Below are 23,602 nucleotides of genomic sequence, written 5' to 3'. Positions count from 1 at the left end.
GCCAATCACCTTCTAAATGCGTGGGCCCTCCGCGCCCCTGAGGAGTATCCGGGAAGAAACGACAGAGCCGGGGAGTGGCACCCGTTCACCGATTCGAGCCGGCGTACGCGCACCGGCCACACGGCGGCGTTCCGAGCAGTGATCAAGGCTGCTCACGCTTAGTAGTCGTCGTGCAGACGCAAGAGGCGGGTGGCCGCTGTGTGCGACCCACCCGCCTCTTGCCTACCCGGCCACCTACGCTCCCGATCCAGCCATTTCGTACGCCTCCCGTGTGCCAGCACCGTCGGCATCCTCAGCAGAGCCCAGCAACTTGTTGATGGGTACGCGCCCTTTTCTGCCGGCCATGCGTGTTGCAGCACTCTCGCTCACAACGCCTTCAAGGCGCGCCGAACCGTCGCAGAATCCCCAGTATTCACGAGAATCCGAATATTCGGCTCAACATGCGATCGGTAGATCAATACCTCGAGGCCGGGACGCCAGCTCTCTTCGACGCCAACGTATGTAACTTCAGGTAGCGAAATTGACTTACGAAACCTACGGTCGAACGTTACTTCGCCACCATGGGAGACTATTTTTCCATAAATAAAGGGGACTCTTCCAGTGACCTCAGCCCAGGACGCTCGGCAGGGAATCTCGACTCGACCTTCAGTAATAAACTGGCGCGAGCGCGCGCTCGCCCTACGGCTCGCACCCGCCTTAATTGCAGCACCGGAGACGGCCGCCACCAAGGTGAGAAACGCAAGTTCAATTATGAGCGACACGGATATACCATCCAATTCTAGACTGGACCGACTAGAAGTACTCCGCGACACGCGATGGCCGTGAAATTCATAAAGCAGTGCGCACTTAGCCGAATGCCGCCGTTATCCGCATCAGGAGAGTAGATCCACCAGTCTCAGGGCAGATGATACCCCGCCCAGGGATGCACACTTGGCGGTATGCCCCTTCGCCAGCCGGACGAGGCAAACCGCCAGCGCAAGAAGGGAGAAGGCGGCCACCGCCATGAGAGCCACCACCCAGCTGACCACAACACCGAGAGCGCAGGCCGCTCCGACCCATATCAGCAGAGGTACGCGACACCCCTTCAGAACCGTGAGAAGTCCGACAGGAACGGGGCGATCCGGCACGACTCTGTAATTGTCGAATTCAAGATGATTTCTCGTCGCGCAATACTTCTGATTCAACAGGTTCCCTATCTCTACGGTTGAGGCCTGGTGCTCTGCCGCCAGGGCACCAGACCTCTACGACCGATCTCTCAGTCCTTCACTTCCCCAAGCTCTTAAAGTTCCACCGCAGCGGAAGCCCTCCCGACCTCGGGCCGGTTACGATGCTGTCGACTCGCGCATGCCCGCCCTTAACAGCCCAGCGTGAGTACATGGTGGTACCTCCCTTCCGCAACGCTCCGAGTGCTCCCCGGCCATACATGGTGCCCCACGCCATCCCAACCACTTCAGACTTCGCAGTGCGCAGCATGAACTGACTGGCCCCCTGCCTTCTATCCTCTTCACTTGCGACGGCCATGTGAGCACCGAGACCAGCTACGAAGACAGCACTCGCACCCACGACGAACAGCCCCATTCCGCAGACAGCCGACGCGATGCAGGCAGCTGTGCCCACGGTGGCGAGGATCTTGATTCCTATGTCCACGCCCTTGTGGTTCCGCCAGTCTGAATTTCCAAGCCTCTCGTCCCACACTTCGTCGACGGTATTATCCCAGGCTGCACTGAAGTTTCCCTTCATGATGCTGCCGAAGATTCCGTCCTTCTTGCGGCGTTCGGCTTCGGCTTTGGCTTTGGCGCGGGCGATGGCCTGAGCTCGGGCTACGGCTACCTGCTGGGCTCGCTGTTTGGCTTCGGCGTCATCGATAAGGTAGTGACTCGGACTGGCGCGGTAGGCGCGGTAGCGGCGTTGCGACTCCTGGTCTTTCTTGGGGGTCTGGTGCCAGACCCACTTGCCGTTTTTGTAGGTGTAGCCGGCGCTCATGCCGCGCTGGTCGGCCCAGTAGTCGTCGTTGTAGGAGGCCCCGCCGGCGGGCCCGTCAGGGCGGAGGCCGTCGGGGTCGGCTTTGCTGAGCGGGTTGTTGTGGGCGTAGCTGTAGGCGTTCATCTGGGCGGGGTCTTCCACGTCGATGATGGGGTCGACGGAGAGGAAGCGTCCGGTGGTGGGGTCGTATTCGCGGGCGCCGAGGTGGGTGAGGCCGGTGGGGTCGTTGGTGCCGCCGACGAAGCCCCGGGTGCCGAACGTGTCGGACTGTGCGCTGCGGAGCTGGCCGAAGGGGAGTTGCTTTCGGCGGGTGATTGCGAGCGTGGCGACGTTGATGGCGGTCATCGCGGTGCCCTGGTGGTCGGACATCAGGTAGGAGATGTTCGCGCCGCTGCGGACGGCGACGTTTTCGCCGTTGTGGGTGTAGTAGCGGGTGCCGGTCTTGGTACTGGCGCTGGCGGTGAGTTCGTTGCCTTCGGGCAGGGTGAGGACGCTGCTGCCGTCGGCGTTCTTGGCGATCAGCCGGTCGCCGTCGGCGTCGTAGAGGTAGCTGGTGGTCTTTCCGGATTCGGTGAGGGTGGCCAGGTGGCCTTCGGTGTCCCAGGTCAGGTCCTGGGTGCGGCTGCCGATGACGCGCTTGGTGGTGTTGCCGGCCTTGTCGTCGTATCGGAAGGTGCTGCTCTGGCCGTCGTTCGCGCCGCCCTTGACGGTGGCCTGTTGCACGGCGTGAGGCAGGCCGGTGTTCGGCGCCGGGTAGTTGTAGGTGGTGGTGGCGTCGGTGGTGGCCGGTCCGGTGGCGTGGTCGGTCTGTTTGGTCCGGTTACCGAGGGCGTCGTAGCGGTAGCTGTGCCAGTAGGCGTCGGGGCCGCCGACGGTGCTCGCGGAGGGGTCGCTGGTGCAGTCGGTCTTGGCGGTCCAGGCCTCGGTGAGCTGTCCAAGCGCGTCGTTCGTGAAGCATTGGGTGTCGGTGGACTTCTGGACGTCCTGGCCGCTGGTTGTGGTGACGCCGGTGACGTTCCCGGCCGGGTCGTAGGCGTAGGAGGTGTCGTCGATCCGCTGAGGGGCGCTGTCGCGGTCGGTGACCTGCCGGGTCAGGCGGCCGGTGTGCTCGTCGTAGAGCTGCTTCTTGTAGACCTTCTTGCCCAAGGCGCTGCCGAACTCGAGGCTTTGGGGGCGGGAGTAGACGTCGTACAGGGTGTTGGCGACCAGGATGACGCCGCTGCGGCTGGTGCGGAAGGGCTGGTCGTCGCTGTTGTAGTTGGTCGTTACCCGCTCGGAGGGGACGTTGCCGACCACGGGATGGAGAGTCCAGTCCAGGGCGCCGGTTTCGGGGGTGTAGCCGTAGGTCCAGGTGTACGTGCCGGCCAGGCTGCGGGCCGCGGCCGGGACGGTGACCGTGGTGGAGGTCGGCTGGTAGCGGTCGTTGTAGTCGCCGGTGGCGGTCGTGTACTCGGAGCCGTTGTCGTATCGGGTGCTGCTGGTCACGTAACCCTTGGCGAGGGTGTCGTAGGTCCACGTGGCCAGTAGCGTGTCGCCGCGCTTGGTCTCGGTCTTGCGGCCGAGCTCGTCGTATGTGGTGGTGAGGGTGATGTTGCGGGCGTCAGTTTCCGTGGTGACGCGACCGAGCTTGTCGTATGTGGCGGTGGCCGGGCCCTTGTCCGGGTCGTCGGTGCCGGTCTTCTGGCCACGGTTGTCGAATGTGTAGGTCCAGGTGTTGCCGGCAGGGTCGGTGACCTCTTCCGCCTCGTCGTACTTGCCGTAGGTGTAGGTGGTCTTCTGCGAGGCGGTGCGTTCGGCGTTGGTGTATTGCAGGAGTTCGGTGGTGCGGCCGCGTGCGTCGGTGACCGTGGTGGTCGCGGTGCCGCCCTTCGGCGGGATCACGGTGGTGCGGTCGCCGTCGTATTGCCTGGTGGTGCGCCACTGCTCGTCGCCGAACTTCAGCGAGAGGGCTGCAGTGATCCGGCCTGCGCCGTCGTAGCGGTTCTCGGCCGCGGCGGGAATCTGATTGATGGCTTTGGCGGTGAACAGCTTGTCCGAGGGGGCGGCTTCGGCGTAGTACGCGGCGAAGCTGGTGGAAGCCCAGCCCCGGGTGTCGTAGTGGGTCTCGGTGACAATGCTGTGCTGGGTGCCGTTGGCGGGCGCCTGGGTCTGCCGCTCGCGCAGCAGCCCGTCGTACAGCGCGTACACGGTGCGGTAATCGCCGTTGCGTTTGAGCATCTTGGTGGTGACGACGTTCGCCTCGGTCTGAGAGATCTTGTAGCTGTATTCCGCGGAGGGCTGGGTGGCGTGGTCGGCCTTGGCCCAGCCGGGCTGCCACACCTTGAGGACACGGCCGAGGCCGTCATGAACGGCGTCGGTGCGCTTGCCGTTGGCGTCGACCGTGGCGGTGACGACGCCACGGGCAGGCTCGTAGCTGTTGGTGACGGTGTGTTTGAGCGTGTTGGTCACCGTGGCGGACGTCGGCGCCTCTACGGTGAGCGGATTGTAGGCGGTGGTGGTGGTGTTGCCCAGCGCGTCTGTGTCGGTCAGCGCGCGGCCGTGCTGGTCGTAGGTGTGGGTGGCGGTGGTGAGGTATCCGGTGCCTGCGGCATCCTGCTCCTCGAGCTTGGTGACGTCTCCCCTGGTCGGCTGGGCGGTGAGGCTGGTGGCGCCGTCGTAGTAGTGGCGCTCGGTCGAGACCAGATCGGCCGGCAGGGAGGGCGTGGTGCCGCAGGGCTTGGCGACCGTCTTGACCTCGGCGATGAGGGTCAGGATGTTCTTGGCCGTGTTGCGGACGTAGGCAGTGGTGGCGCATTCCTCGTCACCGGTCTTGGCGGTGTCGCCGAGCTGCGACTCGGTCAGGGGCTGGCCGTAGGTGTCGAAGGTGCGGTCGGTCTTCGTCGTGCGCCAGCCGGTGCCGACTGCGGTGCGGGTCTTTTCCGAAGCGCCGCCGGTTGCGTAGGCCTTCAGGGCGGGCAGGTCTTCGCTGCGGGTTTCGGTGGCCGTGGCGGCGGAGAGCCACGGGGTGTAGCTGGTGGTGGTCTCCAGCTTGCCGCCGTCGCCGTTGTACGTGGCCTCCTCGCGGGTCATGCCGGCGAAGGCTTCCTTGTCGGTGACCGCGATGCCTTCGGTGTCCTTGACGGACGCTCCGTCGATGCCCCGGAAGTAGCGGTATTCCTTCAATGTCTGCCGGTCGGCGCCGGCGCCGGTGCGGACCTGGACGCGGTCATAGCCCTTGCGGTCGCTGTAGGTGAGGTGCTTGGCCTTGGTGAATTCGTCGTCCTTGGCCTTCGCCCACGCCATACCGTCCAGGTAGGCGTAGTCGGTCTGTTTCACGGCGGCGCCGCCGGTGTTGTCGGCCTCGAGGATCTGGGTGGCGACGTAGGAGTGGAACCAGTCCAGGTACGGTTCGTAGTCCTCGGCGGGTGCGTCCGGCGGTGACCAGATCACCGGGTAGCAACGGCGGGTGTTGGAGGCCGGGGAGGGGACGTCGCCGGCCTTGCAGTCTTCGGGCGAGTAGGTGACGCCGATGGTGCCGCCGGTCTCGGTGTTGATGCCGTATATCCGGTAGCGCCACATGGGCGGCACGGGATCGGGCTCGCCGCCGGTCGTGGCGCCTTCGACACGGTTCTTCAGCGTCTGGCCCTGGAAGGTGACGGGAGGCAGGGCGGTGTCGCCGGCGCCGGTGTGCCCGGTGCGCTTGACCGATGCCAGCCACAGCGGCGGGTCCTGGCCGTCGCCGGTGGCCGGGAACTGGTGCTCCAGAGCCCAGGTGTCGACGGGTTTGTAGGCTCCGCCGGTCAGGACTGACGTGTCGATCTTCTGCAGCATCTTCCGGGTCCAGAAGGACGGCGAGAAGCGGTCCTTGCATTCGGTGCCGGAAGCGCAGTGCTGGTCGAAGGGGACGTCGGGCCAGTTCTTGGCGTGGTCCTTGTCGAAGGCGCCGCAGTTGGCGAGGCAGCGTTCGGCGACGGTGAAGTCGACCTTGGCAGCGGCCTTCACATACATGGCGTTGGAGCGCAGCCCGTACTCGATGCGGTCGAGGTGGCCGCCGCGGTCGTACACGGTGGCGGTGGAGGCGCCGGTCGTGGAGTTGACGTTGCGGCCGTAGTAGTTGGTCTCGGTGCTCCAGTAGTAGGCCATGGCGTCGTTGTGCGGGTCGACGACATAGTCGAGGTTCCAGCGCCAGGCCTGCTGGCACCAGGAGTCCTTGAACGCGGTGGCGTGGCACGGCTCGCCCGCGTGGTTGCCGAAGACGGGCACCGTCCAGGTGGAGTTCGTCGGCGTTTTGTCCGAAGTCCAGCCGGGCAAGCGGTTGTAGCCGAAGTAGTACTGGGTGCCGTCGGGAGTGGTGACCTTCCAGTACTCGCCGTTGTCGTCGCCGTTGCCACGGTCGGCACCAGCCAGCTTCTCGATCGTGGTGCCGTCGTCGCTCTCCAGGTGCCATTCGCCCGACGCGGTGTCCCGGATCAGGGTGTTGGACTGGCCGTTCAGGTTGAGGACGGCGTTGTCCTTCTTCCAGCACAGGTCGCCGACCTTGGTGGTGTTGTTGCCGTTCTTCGTGTCGTCGGTGCAGGAGACATACCGGCGTTCCACGTAGCCGGGCTCCATCGATCAGCCGTCGCCGATTCCGTTCGCCTGATTGTTCGTCGCGGCCGTGTGGCCGTCGATGGACTGCGAGGCGTAGGACAGGTTCAGTTGCGGTGCGACTGCGCCGGGCACCTCGGGGGTGTCGATGTCGTACTTCCAGGTGAAGCCGCCGTTGGAGCCGCCGGCCGACCACGATGATGACGGTGCCAGCGACGTGGCGCCGAAGCTCCCGGACGAGCCGGACACGCCTGCGGTCGCGGCGAGGAGCACGGTGCCGGAGGATGCGGACAGCTCGGTCGCGGACCTGACAGCCGGGCTCTTGGCCACCGGGGCCGCCTGATCAGCGGCTGGCGGAGCTGCGGGGAGGGGTACCGCGGCGGACAGGGTCCCGGTCTTGCTGTTGTTCGACGTCTTCAGCTCGGTACCCGTGGAGCAGCTCTTGGCCGTAGGGGTGGTCAGCGCACAAGCGGGGACCTGCCGTAGCGTCAGACGGGAGGCCCAGTCGCCGCCGTAGGCGTGCCGGAAGCCGGAATAGTCGACATCGACTTTGACCTGGCCCGCGGCTCCGACGGAAGGGCGCACTGCCAGAAGGATGCCGTCCACTCCCAGCTCATCGGCCGTCTTGCGATCCAGCACTTGGACCTGGGCCCGCTCAGGCCCCGACGAACCAGCGCCCTTGGCCTTGACGTGCTGCAGCTTCACCGGCAGCTTCCCCGCCCGGGCGGGACCGGATGCGGGGAGTGTCGCCTGCGCCGTCGCCGGCGTAGGCCACGTCACTTTCGGCGAGGCATTCCATGCGTGCTGTTCTGCCTGGTCGGGCCGGGTGATCCTGTGCGTTTTCACCGGTGCCGTGGCGACGGCGTCGGGCTTCTTGAGTTCGAGCAGGCTTAATTCCGCCGCAGCCGCGACCGGACCGCCGAGCAGTCCGGCCAGCAGGTAGACGGCCAGCGACAGGGCGGTGGCCCTGACGGCCATGAGACGTCTGCGTATCCGGCGCCCCGGCTGGAGCACTGTCGACCGCGATCGAGACACAAATCCCCCCACAGGATGCACACAACATGAAGATCAGACCGACCCTATCCGGAGGTCGACTTCCTGAAAAGACGGCATGAATGAATAGTTGATGCACCGTGAAATTGCCTGCGGAATAACACAACTCCCAGTGAAGGCGCAGTCGTTACTCGGGCGCGTCGCGTCTCGGTTCGATAACTTGACGATTCCCTGACGTGCGCAGATGCTCTCAACGACCACGATGCGGTGGGACGTAGAGTGCGAATCGTGCATCCGTAATGCTCCGACTGATTGGGGCATAGCTCCGGTATTCAAGGCGTGCTGCGCAAACCGTCTTTCTCGCCGCGCATCCCTTCTGGGTGCGGTAGAAAATCTGTAGGATTCGCAAAGGGGAGCATTATGAAGAGAGCCTGGTACGGCTCGAGACGTCTCACACCTCACCGGATATCGCTTGCCGTCGTGGCGGCTTTGGCGCTGGCCGCGCCCTCTGCCGCCGCACTGCCGTCAACTCCAGCCATGTCCGTCGAAGTTGACCGGAGTGTTGCTCCGAAGACTCCGGACGAGGCGGCCGCACTGGCGGAGGCGGCCGATTCGGGCAAGCCTGTCGAGGTCATCTCCCGGCGCACAGAGACATCGCAGACGTTCGCCAACCCGACCGGCACGTTCACCGAAAGCCGCTACACGCTTGCGCAGTGGACCCGGCAGGGCAACAAGCTGGTGGACATCGACACCACCCTGGCCCCGGCCACGGACGGCACCGTCAGCCCGAAGGCCACCACCGTGGACGTGACGTTCTCCGGTGGCGGGACGGGCGCGCTGGCCACCGTAGTCCGCGACGGCCGGACCATGTCACTGTCCTGGCCCACGGCCCTGTCCAAGCCTCACCTCGACGCAGACACCGCCACCTATCCCGAGGTGCTGCCGGGCGTGGATCTGAAGCTGCGGGCCGTCGACTCGGGCTTCAGTCAACTGCTGGTCGTCAAGTCCGCCGAGGCAGCCGCCAACCCGGCGCTCAAAGCCGTCGGCTTCAAGCTCGCGACCGACGGGCTGGAGGTGTCCGCCGACGGCCACGGCAACCTCAGAGCTGTCAACCCCGCAGGGCAGGAGGTGTTCACCGCCCCCACTCCGCGTATGTGGGACAGCACCACCGCCGCTCCCGTTCCCCAGGCCGCACGCTCCGTCCAGAGCCTGGCCGCCGGCCCGCCGCCGAACGACGAGTTCGAGCCCGGGCACGGCGCCCGGCAAGCCGCCATGCCCCTCGATGTGGCGGCCCACCAAATCACCCTCACGCCAGACCAGTCCCTGCTGACGGGCAAGGACACCACCTACCCCGTCTACATCGACCCGGCCGTCTCCGGCGGCCGTGAGGCGTGGGCCATCGCCTACAAGAAGTACCCCAACACCAGCTACCTCAACGGCGCCGGCTGGGGCGGCCCGGGCGAAACGACCTCCACCGCCCGCGTGGGATACGAGAACGAGACCAACGGCCTGGCCCGCTCGTTCTTCCGAATGGACACCAACAACCTCTGGAACACCAAGAAACAGGTCATCGCCTCCACGTTCCGGATCAAGAACACCTGGTCCTGGTCCTGCACCGACCGCACCGTGGAGACCTGGCTGACCAACCCGATCTCGTCCTCGACAACCTGGAACTCGCAGAACAACAGCAGCATGTGGGCCCGCAAGCTCGACCAGTCCACAGAATCCAAAGGCTGGAGCTCCAGCTGCCCGGCCGGGAACCTCGCCTACGACGTCACCTCGGCCGCCAAGGAAGCCGCGACGAAAAAGTGGCCCAACATGACACTCGGCATGCGGGCCAGCAACGAGTCCGACGTGTTCGCGTGGAAGAAGTTCGACGCCAAGTCGGCTGTGCTGTCCACCGAATACAACACGCTGCCCAACACACCGTCGAACCTCGACACGATCCCCAGCACCAGGAACAGCACGGGTTGCGGCAACGCTGCACCTGTGGGGAAAATCGGCAACACCGACGTCTACCTGACAGCGAAGGTCTCCGACCCGGACGGCGGAACCGTCAAGGCCCAATTCCAGCTGTGGGCAGGTGAAGGAACGGCGAGCGTCGGCATCCTCAACCAGACCATCGCCGCCACGTCCGGCACCGTGGCCAAGCTCAAGGTCCCCAAGGCGACACTCACCCAGTACGTGCCCAACGCCAACGGCCGATTTTCCTGGAAGGTCCGCGTCCAGGACGCCAAGGCCAGCTCGGACTGGTACCCCTCGACTTCCTGCCGCTTCGACTACGACGCCACACGGCCCAGCAGCCTGCCCGTGATCGGCTCCAGCGACTTCCCGGACGGCTCGGACGGCTGGGACCCCGAACACACCGGCCAGGTACGCACCGAGGGACTGTTCAAACTCACCAACGGCGGCATCACAGACGTCAAGTCCTACGAGTACTGGACCGACTGGGACCCCACCGTCCGCCCTGCCGCCCCCAAGACCGCAGGCGACCCCACGGGCTATGCAGAAGTCCGGCTCACCCCGCCCGCGGCCGGCTCCCAGCGCCTCTACGTCCGCAGCATCGACGGCGCCGGCAACCGCTCCGACCGAGCCGCACACTTCTTCTACGCCAACAGCCTCGCAACGCCGGACAAGCCAGGCGACCTCAACGGTGACACCCTTGCCGACTTCTACGGCTTGCGGCCCGACGGGGAACTCTGGCTCTACCCGGGCCAGGGCAACGGCCACGTCGGCACCTACACCGTCGCCAGCAACACCGACTTCACCGGCGCTTCCCTCACCCACCGGGGGGACTGGACCACCGACGGCTTCGAAGACCTCGTCGCAGCCATCCCCGGAGACGGCGGAAAAAAGACCCTGCACGTCTTCCCCAACAACAGCCTCGGCTACGCCTGCAGCGCACGCGACGAGCAGGCCGACGGGCACTCCCAGACCTGCCTCTACGACGAGCAGGAACTCGACGTCTACGACCCCGCCAACAACCACTGGGCCGACGCCGACCAGATCCTCGCCATCGGCGACGTCGACGGCCCCCTCGACACCGACGGCAACGGCACCATAGACGTCGAAGGCCACACCGACCTCCTGGTCAAGGAAGGCAACCTCCTGTGGCTCTACTACGGCTCTGACACGTTCCACCTCGACGAGACCCGCGCCCCTGTCCTCATCGGCAACGGCTCCTGGTCCAACTACGACCTCGCAGCCCCCGGCGACACCAACAACAACGGCCACATCGACCTCCTCGCCCGCCACAAAACCAACGGCGAACTGCGCCTCTACCCGGGCACCGGCCCGGCCGGCGAAGGACTAGGCAACGGAACCACCTCCAGCATCGTCGGCACCTACTGGACCAGTGCCAACCGCCCCCTGCTCACCGCCGCCCCCGACAACGGCACCGACGGCAAAGCCGACCTGTGGGCCACCGGCAGCGACGACAAGCTGTACGCCTACCCCGACTTCCGCGGCCCCGGCACCGCAGTCGGCACCGGAGGCTGGAACAACTTCCAATCCATCAACTAGTGATCACGAGTCAGAGATCCCTCTGAGCACGCGGCGCGTGCCCGCCGGATTCATCCAGCGGTCGGGTAGCCGGGTCACGACAACGTGACCCGGCTACCCCACCAGAAGCTGATTCTCTTCCATTTCCGCAGGTGACAGGGGCCGGGTCGTGGTCGTACGGTGCGGTCATGGGCAGGGATGGGGGCGTCCGGCTGAGGCTGCTGGCGGTCGGGGAGGATCGTGATGCCGGGCCGCGGTTGTGCCGGGGTGTGGTGGTCCGTTGACGCTGGCGATGAAGGTGACGGCGGAGCTCTGCCCAGCCGAATGAGGCACCGCACCTCACTCCGGGACGTCGTCCCGGAGGTCTACCACGAGGAACTGCCGTCCGTCTGGCATGTGATGACCGGCCCCGGCAGTTACGACGACGGCAGCGGGATCTTCCGGTTCCGGGGGAAACCGCCGTCAGCGTTCGGCGTGCCGTGCACACGGTGATGGACCGCTTCGGCCTGCGGACCGAACCCGTGGACGACCAATGCCAGGTCGCCGCCGTACCGTCCGGGCAGCGGCATGACTGACATACCACCCGCCTCAACCGAGTAACTTCCAGTTCGCTGAGCTTGACTACTTTCAGTGATGGCCGGCCGGGTCAACGCCCCGCGTTCGCCGCGCATCGCAGCCCATTCCTCTACTTGCACGACGTGGTGCGGTTGGGGGCCGGTGTACGGGTCGGGCTGGACGAGGAGCGTGGGAAAGCCGCGGGCGGTGCGTTCGGTGGCCCAGGTGTGGTCGAGGGCGGTGAAGTCGTCGTCGATCCAGGCGACGGGGGCGCTGCCGAGCCAGGCGTCGACGTGGTCGCGTTTCCAGAGGTATCCGTTGGGGTGGCTGGTGGTGATCTGGGGGCAGGTCGAGGTAGGGGAAGTGGGGCAGGCCGATTGAGGGGCCCGATGATAGTGGTGGCGTCCTTTCGCCAGCTGGTGCACCACACGGGAGTGACGAGGCCGCTGGCCAGGAGGGCGGTGAGAATGCCGCCGTGGTTGGGGTCGAGCCAGACGGGGACGGGGTCGTCGGGGTGCCGGTCGGTGGGCAGGACGGTTTGGCAGACGTGGGTGGGCGGGGTGCTGCCGTACGGCCGCCGGGAACGGTATGAGGACGCCGTCGATGTCCAGGGGCAGGTAGGGCAGGGGCATCGGTACCTCCGGGGTGAGCGTTTGCGGGCGGTGATCAGGAGGGTGGTGGGCCACGGGTCGAGACGCGGGTGGCGGACTGCCTACCTCGCCGACACCGCCGCCCCCATCCTGCGCGGACGCTTCCCCTCCGAAGCCTTACGCCAGGCAGCCTTCGGCGCCGTCGCCGAACTCGCCTACCTCGCCGGCTGGAAACACCACGACCTCGGCCACGAGGGCGCTGCCCAGCGCTACTACCAGGTCGGCTACCAGCTGGCCTGCGAAGCCGACCCCCACGGCCACGCGGCCTGGATGATGCGCGCCCTCGCCCACCAGTCCCTCAGCTTCAAGCAGCCCCACCATTGCGTCGATCTCGTCGAAGGCGCCCTCACCCGCGGCCTCGGCCACGTCGACGGCCAGACCGAAGCCCTCCTCCACATCACCCACGCCCGCGCCTACGCGGCCATCGGCGAGACCCCCTCGGCCGCACGTGCCGTCCTCGCCGCCGAAGACGCCCTCCTACGCGAGGACGGGCCCCAGCCCAGCTTCTCCCGCGTCAGCGGCCCAGCAGCCGGCACCGTGGCCAGCCATACCGCACGCACCCTGACCGACCTCGCCGACCACGTCGGCACCGAACAACAGCACCGCGACGCCCTCACCCGCTGGGACCCGAAGAAGTACAAGCGCGTCCACGCCCTCACCCACGCCGACCTCGGCGACAGCCTCGCCGCCCAGGCCCGCGCCGACGAAGCGGTCGCCGCCTGGACCCAGGCCCTCGTCCTCATGGAGGGCATGACATCCGACCGCACCCGCAAGGCGATCTCCTCGATCCGCTCCACCCTTGCGATGTACCAGCGCCGCCGCGTCCCCGGCGCCGCCGATCTCGCCCGCCGCGCCCGCGAGGCCCTCGCCTAACATGCCCAACAACCCGCCCGACGAAGGGAACCCCGTGGCTCAGCAGACCGACGACCGCTCCCAAGCCCTCAAGCCGGCGCTCGGATCGATGACCCTGCTGGTCGCGGCCGTCATCGTCCACGACAAGGCCACCAACCGCGTCGTGCTCCTCCAGCGCAGCGAGAACGCCAAGTTCGCCCAGGGCCTGTGGGATCTCCCCGTCGGCAAGAGCGAGCCGGGCGAGCCCATCACCGAAACCGCAGTCCGCGAGCTGTACGAGGAGACGGGCCTCACGGTGAAGCCCGAGTCCCTCAGAGTCGCCCACATTATCCACGGTGCCTGGGGCGTTGAGGCTCCCAACGGCTTCCTCACGGTCGTCTTCGCCGCCCACGAATGGACCGACGAACCCGAAAACCGCGAACCCCGCAAGCACTCCCGAGTCCGCTGGGTCGACGCCAACGCCATCCCCAAGGAGTTCGTGGACACCACCGCCAGCGCCCTCCACCGCTACCTCACCGAAGGCTCCCAGGTCTCTCTCGACGGCTGGTCCTGACACGGCAGTTCCGGTCAAGCCTTAAGGATCAGCTGCCGCAGCCAATCCCGGGTGGAATCGTCACGGGCGTGCTTCTTGCACATGAGGTCCGATGCACCAAACCTTGCCTCCGGTTGCCGCCCGCGTCGGTTGCCATTGCTTGCCTTGGGCCCTTCTGAGTTGGTGGAGTTGATGTGCTCCGGAGCCAATGGAGTTGGGATTGCCGTCCACGCGCGCCAGACGTGGGCCCCATCAGTACTCCGCGAGGGGACGAGGAAGCACCGAGGGATGCCCGGCACCTCCCTCGCTTCGGCTGGACCGGATTAAGGCCCGGTTCACGTGCCGGCTGTTGAGCCCCGCCCGGGTCGGCGCCGGGGGACGGAGGCCGGCGTCGGGCGCGGAGCAGGTGCGTTCGCAGTCTGACTACGGTCTCCGCCTCCCGCTGCACGAGGACGAGGACGAGATGGAGAGGGGTTGGCCGTCGCCGTAGCGGCGAGATCATTCAGCGTGGCGTTCACCACCGGCCAGCAGATGTCAACCGTGTCACGATTCGGGCTGTGCCCAGTCCTCTTCTCGGCCAGTGGGTGGACATGGTTCCGGTAGGAGCGAATGAGCTCTGACGCCCACATCACATGGTGCTCGATCCACCCGTTCTGGTGGGCGAAGTCGACAAGGTCCTTCAGTCCCATGCCTCGCACCGGCTTCGGAAGCGGCGCTGAGCCGGTGCGGACCTGCGCGGCATGCACAAGCACACCCTCCAGCAGACTGCCGAGCATGATGACCGCGGAGGTGTACGCGCCATGCTCATAGCACGTGCGGGCCTCGTCGAGCCGCAGTTGTGCAGTCGCGGCGAGTTCCGGGTCGCTGACCACCTGGGCCACGGAGGCGCTCGTGGCATGACCGGATTCCTGTTCGCCCTGTCCTTCTGGCTGGGCGCCCCGGTCTGACTGTCCATGATCTTCGCGCCCGCGTGGCGGCCGACCGACCGTGTCGCCGCCTCCCCTCTGACCGTCCTCCCCCTGAGGCTCTATCTGGCATGGCCGTTTCCGTCTTCCCCGAACTCCGGGCCGCGGTCAGCAGCCCGGACCTCGACGGATTCCGCGAGCGGTCGTCACGCGACGGCGCGCGGCCGACGGCACCGCCCCGGTGCCACGGAACGCCTGACGACAGGACCTACGGCACCCGCCCCGCCGCTCCGGAGGACGGGTGCCGCTGGCGGTGCCGGGACGTCTTCCCCGTCTCCGTCACCGGCCGGTCGTGCCGCAGGTCGTCGAAGAGCCGGGACGACTTCTTGGCGTCCCACTTCAGTACGTTGCCCTTGGGCGTGGGGACGCCGATGCCGGACACGGGCACGTTGATCTGCTTGCCGTGTCCGCCCGAGACGCTCTGCACGGCGCGGAACACCCTGCTGAGATCGCGCAGGCTCATGCCCTTGTCGACGATGAGCGTGTCGAGCCCGGCCTGCATGGCCGGACCGATCTCCAGCGGGTCGAAGAGGGTGCCGGGACGGGCGGCCTGGTGGGCGAGGGTCGACAGGAACTTCTGCTGGTTCCTCGACCGGCCCAGATCGCCCTCCTTCTCCTGGTGCCGCTGGCGGACGAAGGCGAGCCCCTGCTTGCCGTTCAGGGTGTGACAGCCCTTGCGCAGGTCGGCGCCCGACTTCTTGTCCTTGATGTCCCGGTCCAAGCACATGCGAACGCCGCCGATGGCGTCAACGATGTTCACGAACCCGGCGAAGCCGATCTCCGCATAGTGGTCGATGCGCAGCCCGGTGTTCTTCTCGACGGTGTGCACCAGCAGTTCGGGGCCGCCGTAGGAGAAAGCGGCGTTCAGTTTGTCCCCCTCCGGCCGCTTGGTCTTGCCCGTCGATGTGTCGAGGCGGCCGGGCACGGTGATCCAGGAGTCGCGCGGCAGGCTGACCATGCTGGTTCCGTGGGCCCCGGTGTGCAGCAGCATCATCGAGTCGGTGCGCCGCCCGCCGCCCCCGCCGGCGTGCAGGTCCTTCACGTCGTCCGGCGAGAGCCCGTCGCGGCTGTCCGAGCCCACGATGAGGTAGTTGGTGCCCTCGCCGGGCGGCGGACGGTCCCCGTACGCTCCGAGGTCGACGTCACGTTGGAGCCGGGTCTCGGCCCAGCCGTACGTGCCGCCCATCGCGACGACCACAACGGCCAGCAGGACGAACACCGCCCGCCGCAGCCTCCTGCGCTTCTTCGGCCGCCGGGCGTGGGCGCGCCGGGGCCCGTAGCGGGAGCTGGGGCGTTCGGCGAACCGCTCACGAGCGGCGGAGCCTTCCGGGGCCGCGTACGGATCCGGATCGGCGTACAGCTCCGGGTCGACGTACGGATCCGGATCGGCGTACAGCTCCGGGTCGACGTACGGCCCCTGGCCGGCGTACGGATCCGGCGCAGCGTACGACTCCGGGCCGGGTGTCGGCCCCCGCCCGGCCCTCGGCTCCGGGCGCCACAGCTCGCCCGTCATCTGCACCGGCGCACGGCGCACGGGATGGCTCCCGGCGTCGCCGTTCCAGCCGTGCTCCCCCGTGGGTATGGTGCGTCCGGCCCGCTGGTCAAGCGGGTCTGTCATGGTCAACTCCCTTGGTCATGTCCCAGGTCCGACTCGCGCGGCCGCTCGCCGGTTCCCCTCCCGTCCCATCCCACACCTGGATCACTGCGACGACAGGCTCCGCCGCGGGGGCTGCTCGTCGAGCGGATCTCCGGACGTCTCCCCGGACGGCATTTCGAGCAGATACGGGTCGGCGGTTCCGGTGCGCTTCATGCTGTGCCACTTCAGCCGGGTGCCGAGCAGCGCCGTGGTCACGGAGTGGATGACCACCAGGTACATCAACTGCCGGTAGACGAACTGCTGGAGCGGCAGCACCCACAGCACGCGCAGCCGTTCGCGGTCGAGCCGCAGCGCGTACGCGGCGGTGACCAACTGGACGGCGAGGAACCCGAACCAGACGAGGGCGGCCTCCAAGGGGTCGCGGAACAGCGCCCCGAACAGGACGAACATGTCCACAACCGGTGCGCACAGCGGCAGCACGATCTGGAACAGCGTGACATAGAGCAGCACACGACGGCCGAAGCGTCCGGCGGGGCCGACCTCCGTCACCGCGTGACGGTGCTTCCACATCGACTGGAGGGTGCCGTAGCACCAGCGGTAGCGCTGACGCCACAACTGCCGCACGGTGCTGGGCACTTCGGTCCAGGCGACCGCCGACTCCTCGTAGACGACGCGCCAGCCGGCCCGCCAGAGCGCCATCGTGAGGTCGGTGTCCTCGGCCAGGGTCTCGTCGCTGACGCCGCCGACGCCCATCAGCGCGTCCCTGCGGAAGGCGCCGATCGCCCCCGGCACCGTCGGCATGCACTCCAGGACCTCGAACATCCGCCGGTCGAGGTTGAAGCCGAGGACGTACTCCAGGTGCTGCCATTTACCCAGCAGGCGGCGCCGGTTGCCGACCTTGGTGTTGCCGCTGACCGCACCGACCGCCGGGTGGGCGAGCGGCTGGACGAGCCGGGCCAGCGCCTCGGGTTCGAAGATGGTGTCCGCATCGACCATGACGACGATGTCGTGCCGGGCGTGCGCCAGGCCGGTGTTGAGGGCGCTGGGCTTGCCGCCGTTGGGCTGCCGGATCACCGTCACCCGCGGGTCGTCGATGTCCTCAGCGATGTCGGCGGTGGCGTCGGTCGAGCCGTCGTCGATCACGATGATCTGCACGTGCGGGTGGGTGGAGGCGAGCAGCGAGTACACGGTGGAGGCGATGCCGGCCTCCTCGTTGTACGCGGGCACCAGGACCGTCACCGGCTCCCGCACCTCGCGCAGCCGTGGTGCGCCGGGCCGGTACCGGTGCAGCCTGCGCACGTGGAGCCGGGCGAACACCGCGAACAGGAGCATCCGCAGGACGCCGAGCACGCCAGTGAGGGTCAGCGTCCACACCATCACGGTGAGGAAGGCGTGCCCGAGTCGCTGCGACCAGATCAGGCCCTGGCCCTTGATCTCCTGGGCGACCGGGACGTGGTCGAGGAAGGAGGGACGTTCAAGGCCGCCGCTGACGGTGGTGAACCGTTTCACGCTGCGGTCCCGCAGCAGTTCCTCGGCCTCGTGGTAGCCCAGATCGGTCTGGCTGTGCTGCGTCACCACCCCCCGCCACGGCTTGCGGTCCTTGTGGTCCGAGGCGACCACCAGGTACCCCTGCGCCGCCGCGCGCTTCGCGGCCGACCACTCGGCGCCGCAGAGCGTGTCCGCGGCCGTGGTGTGCGGCAGCCGCAGCAGGGTGGTGTTGATGCCGACCGCACCCGCGAAAGCGGTCTGGGTGAGCGACAGTTCAAGGCTCGCGCGCAGCGGCGAGGCGACACCGAGGTCGCCGCCGCTGTAGGTGTACGAGCCGATCTCGTGGCCCTCGTACAGGATCCGCCGCATCAGCTCCGGGTGCCGGGCCGCGTCCTTCCCGTAGACGAAGAAGGTCGCCCGCGCGTGGTGCCTGCGCAGCAGGTCGAGCAGGCGCGGCGTCCACACCGGGTCGGGCCCGCCGTCGAAAGTGAGCGCGGCGGTCCCCGGCGGCATGGCCGCGGTGGTGACCCCCGTCGGGCCGAACCGCAGCAGCGGCTTCCCGTCGTCCGCCTCGCGCGGGATCGGCCGGGTGCACGGCGGCTTGGCGCGCGCGGCGTCGACCTGGTGGGTCGTCCAGCCCTCGAAGAGGAGGGTGACGGCGACCACCAGGAGAACCAGCAGGAGGACGAGCCAGTGTCCGCGCGGCGGGCGGCGAACAGCGGCGCGCCGGCTCACTGCTTCAGGCCTCCGGTCGGCGGGAGGGATCTGCCGGCCGGCGGGCGGCGGCGGTCGTCCCGGTCCGCGTGGGCCCTGGCCGGTGGCCGGTGGGCCGCTGCTCGGGCCGGTGCGCCGGGGCCGTGCGGCGCCTTGCCGGTGTCCGGGCCGGAAGGCGCTGGTCCGTTCGTACTCGGCGGGTGCGTGCCGACGGGCTGCCGGAGTCCGCTGATCAGCGTGCCGACGAACAGCAGATACCCGAGGCAGGCGCAGCCCACGGCCAGCGCCACGCCTTGCAGCGTCCGCCTGCGCCAGCCCGACTGGTCGATGAAGACGGGGAGTTGGGGGGCGGCGGCCTGGGGACGTTGTGCCACCGGGGTCACGCGAGGCGCCGCCACCCCGTGCGGCATGCGATGTGTCATGTCCCGCCCCGTGTGCTGCTCCCTTAGGGCAGGGGGTACGGACGACAATCGCCCGTCGTGTGGTGTGCTGGCTATGTGGGGGATGCCCTGCACTGGTGCTCCTGATCTGCGGCCGCGCACGCGCGACTCTTTGTGTGTGGGGGGTACGGACCCGGGGGTCCGCTGTACTGCCCGTGAGACGTCGGAGCCGCATCCCGGTGCCCGGCGCGTACGGAGGGTTCCCGTACGTGCGCATGCCATGCGCCCTTCCCGGGTGGGGCCGGGAAGACCACGTACGCATGTGCCCTCACAAGGGCCGGGAGGCCAGGGTGCGGCCGTCAGCCATCACGCAGCCCCCGACCCTAACTCGGGCGGACGGTGTCGGGCACCCCCGAACGGGCGGGCGGTCACCCGGGCGGCACGGCAACAGGCCGTCCTGGCCTTCGACATCGCGATGAACGACACCTACAACGTCGGACTCACGATCGCATTCGACGTCGCGACGCGCTCCGTCCTTGCCTGGCGCCTAATCTCCACCGCGGCTTCCCGAGATCTCGGAAGGCTTCCCTGACGGCCCGTCAAGGGTTGGTGTTCGTGCGGGTCACAGGCGTGGGTGAGCTCAACTAGCCGGTGATGCGGCTCCCATCGGGCGCGGCCCAAGTACTCCTCGCCGCTGGGGGGGGTGGTGACATCCTGTGCCGTTTGGTGGCACGCTCGAATGCCGACTTGCAGCGCGTGATCGACCGGATGGTGGGATTCGATGGCATCGTGCGGGCCTCGACGGCGATCACGTTGGAGAATCCGGTGCCCCTCCGGATCACTCCACTGGTGCGCCAGGCGTCGCGGCAGGCGCCGTATGGACCGCTGACCGCTGGAGGACCGGCCTTGAGGGAGGGACCGAGAAGTGAGCTTCTGGGAGTACCTGGGCACCCGCTACCAGCAGCTGCTGGTGGACGCCTATCAGCACGCCAGCGCCGTCTTCCAGTGCATGGTCGTCGCCACAGTGCTCGGGGTCTTGATCGGCGTCCTCACCTACCGCTCCGAGTGGGCGGGAAACCTGGCGATCACCACGACCGCAAGCATCCTCACCGTCCCCTCCCTGGCTCTCCTCGGCCTGCTCGTCCCGGTCGTCGGCCTCGGCGTCGCGCCGACCGTCATCGCGCTGACGCTGTACGGACTGCTGCCCGTGGTCCGTAACGCGGTCGTCGGGTTGCGCGGAGTCGACCCGGCCCTCGTCGAGGCCGCCAAGGGCATGGGGATGTCACGGTTCGCCCAGCTGCTCAGGGTCGAACTGCCCCTCGCCTGGCCGCCGATCCTCACCGGTGTCCGGGTGTCGACCCAGATGCTGATGGGCATCGCGGCGATCGCGGCCTTCGCCTCGGGGCCCGGGCTCGGCAATCAGATCTTCCGTGGGATCTCCAGCCTGGGCAGTGCGAACGCGCTCAACGAAGTACTGTCGGGGACGCTCGGAATCGTCGTCCTGGCCTTGCTGTTCGACGCCGGGTACGTGCTGATCGGACGGCTCACCATCTCACGGGGGATCCGTGGCTGACTCTGCCGAAATCGTCGAACCGACCTCCCCGACGTCCGGCGCCGCAGGCCCCGGCGGATCCGCCCGATCCGCCGGGTCCGACCGGCCGGCCGCCGCCGGCGCGAGTATCCGGCTGGACAACCTCACCAAGCGCTATCCGGACAGCCAAGCCCCGGCCGTGGAGGACGTGACCCTGGACGTCGCGGCCGGCGAAACCGTGATCCTCGTGGGGCCCTCGGGCTGCGGCAAGAGCACCACCCTCAAGATGATCAACCGGCTGATCGAGCCGACCTCGGGGCGGATCACCATCGGCGGCGAGGACGTCACCGGCATCAACCCCGTGGCGCTCCGCCGCACCATCGGCTATGCCATCCAGGCCACGGGCCTCTTCCCGCACATGACCGTCGCCGAGAACATCGCGCTCGTACCGAAGATGGCCGGCTGGCCCCGCGCGAAGGTGCGGGACCGGGTCGAGGAGATGCTCGAACTGGTCGGGCTGGATCCCGGGGAGTTCCGCGGCCGCTATCCGCGCCGGCTCTCCGGCGGCCAGCAGCAGCGGGTCGGGGTGGCGCGGGCGCTGGCGGCCGACCCGCCCGTGCTGCTGATGGACGAGCCGTTCGGGGCCGTCGACCCCATCACCCGCGAGCGCCTGCAGGACCAACTCATCCGGTTGCAGCGCGAGTTGCGCAAGACGATCGTCTTCGTCACGCACGACTTCGACGAGGCCATCAAGGTCGGCGACCGGATCGCGGTGCTGCGCGACCGGTCGCAGATCGCCCAGTTCGACACTCCGGAAGCGATCCTGGCCAGTCCGGCGGACGACTTCGTCGCCGGTTTCGTGGGCGCGGGAGCCGGGGTGAAGCGGCTGCACCTCAAGCGCGTACGGGAGGTGGAGCTCGCCGACGTCCCGACCGCCACCGTCGACGACCCGCTCGAGACCGCCCTGCACCTGCTGGACGCGGGCTCCGCCTCCGCCGACCACCTGCTGCTACTGGACCGGGAGCGGCGCCCGCACTCCTGGCTGCGACGCGAGGACCTGACGCGCGCCCGGAGTGGGCAACCCGCCGGAGAGCCGCTGCCGTTGTCGGCGGGCACCCCCGTACGGAGCCGGATCGGGGTGGACATGACGCTGCGGGACGCGCTGGAGGCGCTGCTGGCCGACCGTGCGGGCCGCGTCGCGGTCACGGGACAGGACGGCGCGTACGCCGGCGTGGTGGACATGTCGACACTGCTGAACGCGATGCACGGGGCGCCGGGCGAGCGGGGAGCCGAGGAGGCTCGGCCGACCGGCCGGGGTGAGCCCGCGTGAGCCGGAGCGAGGTCGGTGTCGGGGCCGGTGGTGGAGCCGCTCCCGAGGCCGGTTACAGGTCCCCGAGGCCGGCTCCAGGGCCAGGGCATGACGAGCCCGTGACCCGGCTCGCCGCACTGGACCGGGTCCCGCCCCGCATCACCTGGCAGAAGCTGGTGACGCTGCCGGCCTTCGTCGCGGTCGTCCTCGGCGCCACCGCGCTGTATCTCCGCACCGCAGAGCTGGACTCGATCGCCAGGAACGCCCTCGCAGACGGCGCCGTGCGCACCGCACTCCTCCAGCAGACCGAACTCGTCGCGATCTCCACCTTCTTCGTGCTCATCATCGCGATCCCGCTGGGCATCGCGCTGACGCGCGGGGTCCTGCGCCGGGCCGCACCGCCGTTCGTCTCGGTGGCCAACATCGGCCAGGCGACCCCGGCCCTTGGCCTGCTGGCGCTGCTGGTGATCTGGCTCGGCATCGGCCAACGAGCCGCCCTGGTCGGCATCGTGGCATTCGCGGTGCTGCCGGTGCTGAGCAACACCGTGGCCGGCCTGAGGGCCACCGACCCGGCACTCGTGGAGGCGGCGCGCGGCATCGGGATGTCGCCGCTGCTGGTGCTGTTCCAGGTCGAATTACCGCTGGCCGTACCGCTGATCCTGGCGGGCGTACGGACCGCGCTCGTGCTGAACGTCGGCACCGCGACGCTGGCCACCTTCGGCGGCGGAGGAGGACTCGGGGACCTGATCTCCTCCGGCATCACCAACCAGCGCATGCCGGTGCTGGTGCTCGGCTCCGTACTGACAGTCGCCATGGCGCTGATCGTGGACTGGCTGGGGATGCTCGTCGAGTTGCTGCTGCGCCCACGCGGCCTGGAGGTGGACTGATGCGCCTGACCCGGGTACGGACGGCCGTCGCGGGCGCGGGCGCCCTGCTGCTCGCCGCCGCAGGGCTGAGCGGCTGCGGACTGACCAGTGGCAGCCCGCTGGCCGACTCGGTGCAGCCCGGCTCCATCGGGAAGGGGCGACCGCTGGAGGGCGCCCAACTGACCGTGACCTCCAAGGAGTTCACCGAGCAGATCATCCTGGGCCAGATCATGGGGCTGGTCTTCAAAGCGGCCGGCGCGGAAGTCCTGGACCGGACGAACATCCAGGGCTCGATCGGTGCCCGCGAGGCGGTCAAGTCCGGTGCGGCGGACGGGATGTACGAGTACACGGGCACGGCCTGGATCACCTACCTCGGTCACACCAAGCCGGTCGTCGACCCGTACGAGCAGTGGGAGGCCGTACGCGACGAGGACCGCCGCAACGGCATCACCTGGCTGCCCGCCGCCCCGCTCAACAACACCTACGCGCTGGTCGCGAACCGGGCGAATGCGCGGAAGTACCGGCTGCGCACCCTCTCCGACGTGGCACGTCTGACGAAGAAGGACCCGGGCGCGGCGACGGTCTGCGGCGGAAGCGAGTTCTCGGTGCGCGAGGACGGCCTGCCGGGCGTGGCGAAGACGTACGGATTCGCCCTCCGGCGCGGAAACTTCAAAAAGATGGACGACGGCGTCGTCTACACCCAGGTCGCCAAGGGCGCGGCCTGCATCCTCGGCGTGGCGGCCACCACCGACGGCCGCATTCCGGAACTCGAGCTGAAGGTGCTGGAGGACGACCGGCACTTCTTCCCCAACTACAACGCGGCACCCGAGATGAACAGCGCCACGATGAGAAAGTACCCGGCCATCGCCGACGTCCTCGCCCCGATCACCAAGCGGCTGACGGGGGCGGAGGCCCAGCGGCTGAACGCGCGGGTGGACGTGGACGGGGAGGACCCGCACGAGGTGGCGAAGGACTGGCTGGTGCGGGAGGGCTTCATCCGGGAGGGCTGACAGACGGCTTCGCCCCAGGCTTGAGCTCCATCACAACCGGCTCACCGCCCCGAAGCTGCGTCAGTCTGTCCTTCATCTTCAAGCGCCGCGACTGGCTCTGAGTAGTTGCC

At 68.1% G+C, this 23,602-nt stretch carries 12 protein-coding genes and 3 pseudogenes; 9 read left to right on the top strand and 6 right to left on the bottom strand.

Annotation, left to right across the window (positions count from 1 at the left end):
• Positions 1-1,263: 1,263 nt before the first annotated feature.
• Complete coding sequence (locus tag ACFWDI_RS05720; protein ID WP_385301513.1) at positions 1,264-6,558, bottom strand: RHS repeat domain-containing protein; 5,295 nt, start codon at positions 6,556-6,558, stop codon at positions 1,264-1,266.
• A gap of 18 nt (positions 6,559-6,576) precedes the next feature.
• Entirely contained in the window at positions 6,577-7,527 is a 951-nt protein-coding gene (locus ACFWDI_RS05715; RefSeq protein WP_385301512.1) for a hypothetical protein, read from the bottom strand.
• A 552-nt stretch (positions 7,528-8,079) separates the two neighbouring features.
• Between ACFWDI_RS05715 and ACFWDI_RS05710 the strand changes: the two genes are divergently transcribed.
• The gene (locus ACFWDI_RS05710; RefSeq protein ID WP_385301511.1) at positions 8,080-11,064 is read left to right on the top strand and encodes a VCBS repeat-containing protein; all 2,985 of its coding nucleotides are present in this window, start codon (positions 8,080-8,082) and stop codon (positions 11,062-11,064) included.
• 650 nt (positions 11,065-11,714) lie between these two features.
• Here the strand turns inward: ACFWDI_RS05710 and ACFWDI_RS05705 are convergent.
• Positions 11,715-12,230: pseudogene (locus ACFWDI_RS05705) on the bottom strand (hypothetical protein); the annotation flags it as partial.
• Between the two features lie 75 nt (positions 12,231-12,305).
• On the opposite strand from ACFWDI_RS05705, the pseudogene ACFWDI_RS05700 reads away from it, so the two are divergent.
• The 3 genes and pseudogenes from ACFWDI_RS05700 to ACFWDI_RS05690 form a co-directional block, all read left to right on the top strand.
• A pseudogene (locus ACFWDI_RS05700) lies at positions 12,306-13,121 on the top strand (hypothetical protein); the annotation flags it as partial.
• A gap of 1 nt (position 13,122) precedes the next feature.
• A complete protein-coding gene (locus ACFWDI_RS05695) occupies positions 13,123-13,653 on the top strand; it encodes an NUDIX domain-containing protein (protein WP_385301510.1) in 531 nt (176 codons plus the stop codon).
• Between the two features lie 779 nt (positions 13,654-14,432).
• Positions 14,433-14,579 carry a hypothetical protein gene (locus tag ACFWDI_RS05690; protein WP_385301509.1) on the top strand — a complete coding sequence of 49 codons (147 nt, stop codon included), beginning with the start codon at positions 14,433-14,435 and terminating at the stop codon, positions 14,577-14,579.
• Positions 14,580-14,805: 226 nt separating this feature from the next.
• Here the strand turns inward: ACFWDI_RS05690 and ACFWDI_RS05685 are convergent, their stop codons facing one another.
• The 3 genes from ACFWDI_RS05685 to ACFWDI_RS05675 form a co-directional block, all read right to left on the bottom strand.
• Positions 14,806-16,215 (bottom strand): LCP family protein, encoded by a 1,410-nt coding sequence (locus ACFWDI_RS05685; protein WP_385301508.1) that lies wholly within the window; start codon positions 16,213-16,215, stop codon positions 14,806-14,808.
• 81 nt (positions 16,216-16,296) lie between these two features.
• Entirely contained in the window at positions 16,297-18,417 is a 2,121-nt protein-coding gene (locus ACFWDI_RS05680; protein ID WP_385301506.1) for a bifunctional polysaccharide deacetylase/glycosyltransferase family 2 protein, read from the bottom strand.
• Complete coding sequence (locus tag ACFWDI_RS05675) at positions 18,414-18,770, bottom strand: hypothetical protein (protein WP_385301505.1); 357 nt, start codon at positions 18,768-18,770, stop codon at positions 18,414-18,416. Before ACFWDI_RS05675 ends, ACFWDI_RS05680 begins: the two co-directional genes overlap by 4 nt.
• Positions 18,771-19,475: 705 nt before the next feature.
• On the opposite strand from ACFWDI_RS05675, the pseudogene ACFWDI_RS05670 reads away from it, so the two are divergent.
• From ACFWDI_RS05670 to ACFWDI_RS05650, 5 genes and pseudogenes are all read left to right on the top strand, one after another.
• Positions 19,476-19,643, top strand: a pseudogene (locus tag ACFWDI_RS05670) (Lrp/AsnC family transcriptional regulator); the annotation flags it as partial.
• Positions 19,644-19,701: 58 nt separating this feature from the next.
• Positions 19,702-20,349 (top strand): ABC transporter permease, encoded by a 648-nt coding sequence (locus ACFWDI_RS05665; protein ID WP_385301504.1) that lies wholly within the window; start codon positions 19,702-19,704, stop codon positions 20,347-20,349.
• Complete coding sequence (locus ACFWDI_RS05660; RefSeq protein ID WP_385301503.1) at positions 20,342-21,637, top strand: betaine/proline/choline family ABC transporter ATP-binding protein; 1,296 nt, start codon at positions 20,342-20,344, stop codon at positions 21,635-21,637. The genes ACFWDI_RS05665 and ACFWDI_RS05660 overlap by 8 nt, the downstream gene beginning before the upstream one ends.
• Positions 21,638-21,735: 98 nt before the next feature.
• Positions 21,736-22,503, top strand: a complete 768-nt coding sequence (locus tag ACFWDI_RS05655) for an ABC transporter permease (protein ID WP_385301502.1) — start codon at positions 21,736-21,738, stop codon at positions 22,501-22,503.
• Positions 22,503-23,492: a glycine betaine ABC transporter substrate-binding protein gene (locus ACFWDI_RS05650; protein ID WP_385301501.1), complete on the top strand. Its 990-nt coding sequence runs from the start codon at positions 22,503-22,505 to the stop codon at positions 23,490-23,492. The genes ACFWDI_RS05655 and ACFWDI_RS05650 overlap by 1 nt, the downstream gene beginning before the upstream one ends.
• The last annotated feature ends 110 nt before the right edge of the window (positions 23,493-23,602 follow it).

Origin of the sequence: Streptomyces sp. NPDC060064 (assembly GCF_042736455.1) — a bacterium.
GTDB lineage: Bacteria > Actinomycetota > Actinomycetes > Streptomycetales > Streptomycetaceae > Streptomyces.
This window is presented reverse-complemented; position numbering and strand designations above follow the sequence as displayed.